Annotated in this window: 5 protein-coding genes and 1 pseudogene; 5 read left to right on the forward strand and 1 reads right to left on the reverse strand. The window is 62.2% G+C overall.

Annotation, left to right across the window (positions count from 1 at the left end; translation table 11 throughout):
• The 5 genes and pseudogenes from VEZ52_RS06410 to VEZ52_RS06430 form a co-directional block, all read left to right on the forward strand.
• A pseudogene (locus tag VEZ52_RS06410) lies at positions 1–282 on the forward strand (NADPH-dependent 7-cyano-7-deazaguanine reductase QueF); the annotation flags it as partial.
• Positions 283–453: 171 nt separating this feature from the next.
• Positions 454–2217: a murein biosynthesis integral membrane protein MurJ gene (gene murJ, locus VEZ52_RS06415; RefSeq protein ID WP_324836089.1), complete on the forward strand. Its 1764-nt coding sequence runs from the start codon at positions 454–456 to the stop codon at positions 2215–2217.
• A gap of 34 nt (positions 2218–2251) precedes the next feature.
• Positions 2252–3367, forward strand: coding sequence for a hypothetical protein (locus tag VEZ52_RS06420; protein ID WP_324836090.1), 1116 nt, complete (start codon positions 2252–2254; stop codon positions 3365–3367).
• Between the two features lie 9 nt (positions 3368–3376).
• Complete coding sequence (ftsY, locus tag VEZ52_RS06425) at positions 3377–4759, forward strand: signal recognition particle-docking protein FtsY (RefSeq protein ID WP_324836091.1); 1383 nt, start codon at positions 3377–3379, stop codon at positions 4757–4759.
• Positions 4760–4816: 57 nt separating this feature from the next.
• Entirely contained in the window at positions 4817–5941 is a 1125-nt protein-coding gene (locus VEZ52_RS06430) for a glycerol dehydrogenase (protein WP_297148058.1), read from the forward strand.
• A 105-nt stretch (positions 5942–6046) separates the two neighbouring features.
• On the opposite strand, the gene VEZ52_RS06435 is transcribed toward VEZ52_RS06430, so the two are convergent.
• A partial coding sequence (locus VEZ52_RS06435; protein ID WP_324836092.1) for an AAA family ATPase occupies positions 6047–6773 on the reverse strand: 727 nt, incomplete at its 5' end.

Raw genomic sequence — 6773 nt, forward strand, 5'->3', positions numbered from 1 at the left:
GATGAGCTGTGCGTGGAATCCAAGAGCTTCAAGCTCTATATGTTCGCCTTCCGCAATCACCAGTCGTTTATGGAAACCATCACCAACAACGTGCTGGAAGACCTGCGCACCCTGCTCAATCCCTGCTGGTGCCGGGTCAAGGGGCTGTTTGCGCCGCGCGGCGGCACGCGTATCCACGTTTTTGCCGAAACTTTCAAGGATACCATGCCCGAAGAGCAGAACCGCCTTGTGCGCGAAGCCGTGGCCGCGTGGAAGTCCGAACCCGATCCGCACCGCCCGTAGTTGCGGCTTGTTTGCTCCCGTTGGCTTTGTTTTGTGAGCAAGGCAAAGCCTACGGGAGTGGAAAATTTTTGTTGCAGGCAGCTTGCTTTTACGTTTTTTTGACACGCGCGCCGCATAACTGCCCAGCGGCGCGCTGCCCTGATTTTTTTTGCATGGCTGAAACGAGGAATAATGATCGCTTCTGAAAGCGGCTGCGCGCACGGCAAAGGTGGTGAATCCCCTTCGTCTTGCGCTTCCGGCCCTGCCGAGCACGGCCCTGGGCATTCTGGCGGCATTGCGCGCACGGCGGCTCTTTTGGGCGGCTTTGCCCTTGTTTCGCGTGTGCTTGGCCTTTTGCGCGATATGAGCATGGCCTGGCTTGTGGGCGGCGGCGCTGCCGCCGATGCGCTGGTGGCAGCCATGCGGTTGCCACATGTGCTGCGCCGTATGCTGGGCGAAGGCTCGCTTTCCATGACGCTGACGGCAAGCCTTGTGCATCTGGAGCGCATAGGCGCATCGCCCGATCATGCCGTGGGTGCGGAGCGCAGCCGCAGCATGCGTCTGCTGGCCCGCGCTCTGGCTGCGAGGCTTGGCCTTGTGCTGACCCTGCTCACAGCGCTTGGGCTGGTGGCCACCCCCTGGCTTACTGATATTCTGGCCCCCGGTTTTTATGGGCCGGAACGGCAGGAGGCCATCTACCTGCTGCGCATCTGCCTGCCCTATACGCTGGCGGCGGGTATGGCGGCTCTTGGCATGGCCCTTTTGCACAGTCTTGGCGTGTTCTGGCTGCCCGCTGTTTCTCCTGCCTTGTTCAATATTGTCATTCTGTGTTTTGCAGGGGCGGCTGCCCTGGGCCTGCTGCCTGCGGCTCCGGCTCTGGCTGTGGGCATGCTTTGCGGCGGTATTGCGCAATGGCTGGCGCAGTGGCTGGCTGTGCGGCGTTTGTTGCCGCTGCATAATGCCGGGGCTGACGAAGGGCCGGATACCATGCAGGGTAGCGAGAACAGTGACGCATCCACGCTGCGCAGGCGCGCGGCATCCCTCGCCTGGAACTGCCTTGGCCGTCTGCCCGCAGGCCTGCTTGGGGCTTCCGCCCCGCAGCTTGCCATGCTGGCTGCCATGTCGCTGGCGTCCAGCCTGGGCCGGGGGCAGGTGGCTGCCCTCTACTATGCCGAACGGCTGCTTGAACTGCCCCTTGGACTGGTGGGCGTGTGTCTGGGCATGGCAAGTCTGCCCACGTTGAGCCGCCTTGCCGCTGCCAGAGAATTTTCGCTTTTTTCGGATCAGCTGCGCACGGCCCTGCGGTTGACCCTGCTATTGAGCCTGCCCGCCGCCACAGGATTGTGGGCCGTGGGGCCGCGTCTGGTGGAAGGTCTGCTGCGCCACGGCGCCTTTGGCGACAACGCCGCTTACGAAACCGGCCTTGCCCTGTGGGCCTATTTGCCGGGCCTGCCTGCCTTTGCCGTCAATCGTTCTCTGCTTGCGGCCTGCAACGCGCTGGGCGAGGTGCGGCGCACGGCGGTCAGCGCCGTGTGGGCCGTGGTTGCTACGCTTGCGGTCGGAGCCGCACTGGTCCATAGTCTTTCGGGCAGCCTTGGCGTCATGGCTCCGGCACTGGCCGTAAGCCTTGGCCTGTGGCTGCAATGCGGCTTTTTGCTGTGCATTCTGGGCAGGGCGCTGAAAAAAAGTTCCGCTGGCGCGGCATCCGCCAGCGCATGTCTGCCCCAGGCAGGCGCGGTGCTGCGTCAATGCGCCGCTGCTGCGGCCACGGCCCTTGTCGCATGGCAATTGCTGGAACTGTTGCACGGGCGCGGCCTGTGGCTGGGGCTTGCCCTTGCCATCATTGGCGGCGCAACGGCCTGGGCTGTTTGTCTGTTTGTTCTGCGCGATGCTGATGCCCTTGCGGCTGCCCGCGCACTGGCGCAGCGTCTGCATGGCAGACCACACCAACAGTAAGGAGTGCGGGAGCGTGACTCTCGCGGCAAAGCATATGCCCAATATCTCTCACGTTCTGCGCCGCAGGCTTGCCCTGGCCGTATGGGTGGCGGCCTTGCTGCTGTTCCTGCTGCTTGGCGTCTGGAACGTCAACGAGGACAGGCAGGAGGCGGAAAACCGCCTTGGGAGCGAGGCCGGACGTACCGCAGCGCAACTGGCGGCCCTGCTTTCCCTGCCCGCCTGGGAGCTGGACGAACTGACCGCGCGCACCATTGTCATGGCGGCCATGACCGATGAATCCATTTACGCCATCAAGGTGCAGACGCCGCGTGGCATGCTGGAAGGGCAGCGGCGCAACTACCAGTGGGAACCCATTCCCTGGGACGATGAAATTGCGGAAAACAGCGTGCAGGGTATGAATCCGCTCAAGATGGAAGGCCGCCCCGTGGGTTCGGTGGAAGTGTACCTTTCGCCCCGCATCACCGACGAAGATCTGGCCCAGAAGGCCCGGCGGGAAGTTGCGCGTTTTTGCCTTTCCGCCCTGTTTTCAACCCTGGTCTTGCTGGCCCTGCTCTGGCACTGGGGTGATCTGGCGCGCCTGAAAGCCTTGCTGCTGGAGCGTACTGCGCCGCGCGGCACTGCGTCTGGCGCTGATCCTGCGGGTTCGGCCCCAGCGGCATCATCGGAACCCGGCCTTGCAGATATCTTTGAATCAGTCTCGGCAGGAGACAATACAGCTCGCAGTCAGGTGGCGCGGCGCTCCCGCTCTGCGCCACTGAGCGAAGATGTCGCAGCCGGGGCTGTTGTGAGCGCCGAACTTGGGCGGGCCTTTTTGTTGCGCCGTCCGGAAGCCTGGCGCGTTACGGCGGGCATGTTCGGCAGAACGTTTGCTCCGGCCCCTGATCTGCTGCTGCGCCTCTATGCGCTGGAAGATGCGGACAACCTGTGCCGCCTGGGGCGGATTCTTGAAAAAGCAGCGCCCTGCGTGGGTGCTGAACGGCTGGCCTCTGCCGCGCATGCAATGCAGTGGGCCGTGAATGATTCGAACGCCGCTTCTGCGGCTCAGGCCGTGGAAGAATGCGTGCTGGCGCTGCGCGAAGTGCTGGGCGCGCTGGAAGGGCAAACGGCCCGCAAGGAAAGCAAACCCTCGGTGCAAGAGGGCGGAAGATAAGGAGATCTTATGGGTTTTTTCTCTGCCATAAAAAAAATGTTCGGCGGTGCGGAAGATGCGGCCAATGCCGCGCAGGAAGCGCCCGCAGAAATTGGCGCAGCTGGTGCTGCCGCAACTGAAGCTCTTGCAGAACCTGCTGCGAAACCTGCGGCAGAATCCGCTGCCCAGCCCTTTGCGGCATCTGCCGCTGATGAGGCCCTGACCCTGCGGCTGCGCGAGGCCGAGCCACGGCTTTCCGTATGGCTTGGCATTGTGCTTGAGGGCGTGGATGAAGCGGGCGACCTGCTGTGGCAGCGTCTGTTCTTTTTGCTGCGCGCCCTTGATGCCCCGGAGGCCGAAGCGCAGAATTTTGTGCGTGATTTTCAGGAATGGCTCGCCCGCATGGATTATCGGCAGGTGGAGGAATTCCGTTCTGAATTGCAGTACCGCCTGGCTCTTGCCCTTGATATGGAAGACGAAGAGGACGAGCGCAACCGTTTGTTCCTCAAGATCAGCCAGGGACTTTCGCGCACCCGCGAGCAGTTTTCCAAGGGACTGGACGCATTGTTTGCCGGACATGGCGAACTGGACGATGCCTTCTGGGAAGAACTGGAAGAACTTTTTATCATGGCCGACCTTGGCTACGAGCCTTCCATTGAACTGGTGGAACGCCTGAAAGAGCGTGCCCGCAAGGAAAAGGTTACGGAATCCACCAAGGTGCGCCAACTGCTCATGGCTGAAGTGGAAGAGATTTTTCGCGCGCCGCGCCGCATTGCAGCTGTTAACCAGCCCGAAGTTGTGCTGATGATCGGCGTCAACGGCGTGGGCAAAACCACCACCATTGCCAAGCTGGCCCACCGCGACCGCATGCAGGGCAAAAAGGTCATGATTGCCGCCGCCGATACCTTCCGCGCCGCCGCCATCGAGCAGTTGCAGGTCTGGGCCGGGCGTGTGGGAGCGCTGTTCCATGCGCGCACCGCAGGTTCAGACCCTGCCGCCGTGGCTTACGAGGCCATGGACCGCGCGCTTCAGGAAGGCGTGGATGTGCTCTATGTGGACACCGCGGGCCGCCTGCAGACCAAGGTCAACTTGATGGAAGAACTGAGCAAGATCCGTCAGGTGCTGGGCAAAAAGCATGCGGGCGCGCCGCATCGCACCATTCTGGTAATCGACGCCACCACCGGGCAGAACGCCCTTTCGCAAACCAAACTGTTCAAGGAAGCTGCGGGCATTGATGAACTCATCATCACCAAGCTCGACGGCACGGCCAAGGGCGGCGTAGCCATTGCCGTTGCCATGCAGCATCACCTGCCCATCACCTATGTGGGCCTTGGCGAAAAAATGGAAGACCTGCGCCCCTTCAGCGGCGAGGATTATGCCCGCGCCCTGCTGGGCGTGAAGGAAGACGCGTAGGCCCGGTCAGGATTCAAACCTGCAATGCCGGCGCAATTGCCGGAAGCGGAGCATGCCATGAGAAGAGCGTTTATCTGTCCGTCCAAGTATGTGCAGGGCGAGAACGAACTGCTCAACCTTGGGTATTTTGTGCGGCAGTACGGCACAAAGGCCTTGCTGGTAGCCACGGAAAGCAGCGTGAACAGGGTGCGCCAGACGCTGGACGCCACAGCGGCCAAGTTTGGCGTGACCTTTGTGGAAACGGAATTTCAGGGCGAATGTTCACGCGTTGAAATCGCCCGCCTTGGCGAGCTGGCGCGCCAGCATTCCTGCAACTGCACCGTGGGGCTTGGCGGCGGCAAGGCGTTGGACACGGCGCGCTGCGTTGCGGCGGGGCAGGGGGTTATTGTGGTGCCCACCACAGCGGCAACGGACGCGCCCACGAGCCACTCCGCAGTGATCTACACGCCAGACGGCGAAATGGAAGACTACGCCTATTTCCCCCGCAATCCCGATGTGGTGCTGATGGATGTTTCCATCATCGCCGCCTCGCCGGTGCGCTATCTGGTGTCGGGCATGGGCGATGCCCTTTCCACCTATTTTGAGGCGCGTGCCAACGTGCGTTCGTGCGCTCCCGTCAACGCGGGCCTGCCCTGCGGCGCGCGTACGGGCGACTGCCCCCCTGCCAGAGGCACCCTTGCCGCGCAGGCCCTCGCCGCCACCTGCTACCGCACCCTGCTGGAAGACGGCTACAAGGCCGTGCTGGCATGCCAGGCCAAGATGGCGACGCCAGCATTGGAAAACATCATTGAAGCCAACTCCCTGCTTTCCGGCCTGGGCTTTGAGAGCGGCGGTCTGGCGGCAGCTCATGCCGTCCATGATGGCCTGACCGCGCTGGAAGAAACCCACACCTATCTGCACGGCGAAAAGGTCGCCTTTGGCACGCTGGTGCAATTGGTGCTGGAAAACGCCCCCACGGAAGAACTGGACGAAGTGCTGGGTTTTTGCACCTCAGTGGGCCTGCCTGTGTGCCTGAGCGATATCGGCATCACGGACATCAGCCCGGAAGCCCTGCGCAAGGTGGCCCGCAAGGCCTGCCTGCCCGAAGAATCCATCCACGCCATGCCCTTCCCCATCACGGAAGAGAGCGTCGCCGCAGCTATTATGGCGGCGGATGCGCTGGGCAACGCATTCAGAAGCTGAACGCATTTGCGGATCAAATCTGCAAGACGGTAGTGTGCTCAAAAAAAGGGGGATTCCTGTTCGGAATCCCCCTTGTATCTGGGTTGGGTGTCAGCCTTGCGCCGCTTATTCGGCCCGGAAGGTGAGCTTGTCGTCCGTGGCGTCCACAGTGACGCACTGGCCGTCGCGGATTTTGCCGCCCACCAGCTCCTTGGCGAGCGGGGTTTCCACAGCCTGCTGCACGTAGCGCTTGAGGGGCCGCGCGCCGTACACAGGGTCATAACCTGCATCGCCAATGAACTTGCGGGCCGCATCTGTAAGCTCAAGCCTGATCTTGCGGTCTTCAAGCCGCTTGCGCAGCCGGTTGACCTGAAGATCCACAATGCGGGCAATCTGGTCGCGCCGCAGGGGCAAAAAGACCACGGTTTCGTCCACACGGTTGAGGAACTCGGGGCGGAAGTGCGCCCGTAAATCCTCCATGACCCTTTCCCTCGCGCCTTCCTTCAGCGAGCCGTCGGCGGAGATGCCGTCCAGCAGGTGCATGGAGCCGATGTTGGAGGTCATGATGACTATGCAGTTGCGAAAGTCCACCGTGCGTCCCTGGCTGTCCGTAAGGCGTCCATCATCCAGCAGTTGCAGCAGGGTGTTGAACACATCGGGATGCGCCTTTTCAATCTCGTCAAACAGAATGACGGAGTAGGGCTTGCGGCGCACGGCCTCGGTAAGCTGACCGCCTTCGTCATAGCCCACGTATCCTGGAGGCGCGCCGATGAGCCGCGACACGGAGTGCTTCTCCATGTATTCGCTCATGTCGAGCCGCACCATGTTGTCTTCCGTATCAAAGAGCGCCTCG

This window comes from Desulfovibrio sp. (assembly GCF_035644575.1).
Classification (GTDB): Bacteria; Desulfobacterota; Desulfovibrionia; order Desulfovibrionales; family Desulfovibrionaceae; genus Desulfovibrio.

Excerpts from the sequence above, each read along its gene's own strand:
- murJ (WP_324836089.1), top strand. The coding sequence starts at position 454 with ATGATCGCTTCTGAAAGCGGCTGCGCGCACGGCAAAGGTGGTGAATCC.
- VEZ52_RS06420 (WP_324836090.1), top strand. The coding sequence starts at position 2,252 with ATGCCCAATATCTCTCACGTTCTGCGCCGCAGGCTTGCCCTGGCCGTA.
- ftsY (WP_324836091.1), top strand. The coding sequence starts at position 3,377 with ATGGGTTTTTTCTCTGCCATAAAAAAAATGTTCGGCGGTGCGGAAGAT.
- VEZ52_RS06430 (WP_297148058.1), top strand. The coding sequence starts at position 4,817 with ATGAGAAGAGCGTTTATCTGTCCGTCCAAGTATGTGCAGGGCGAGAAC.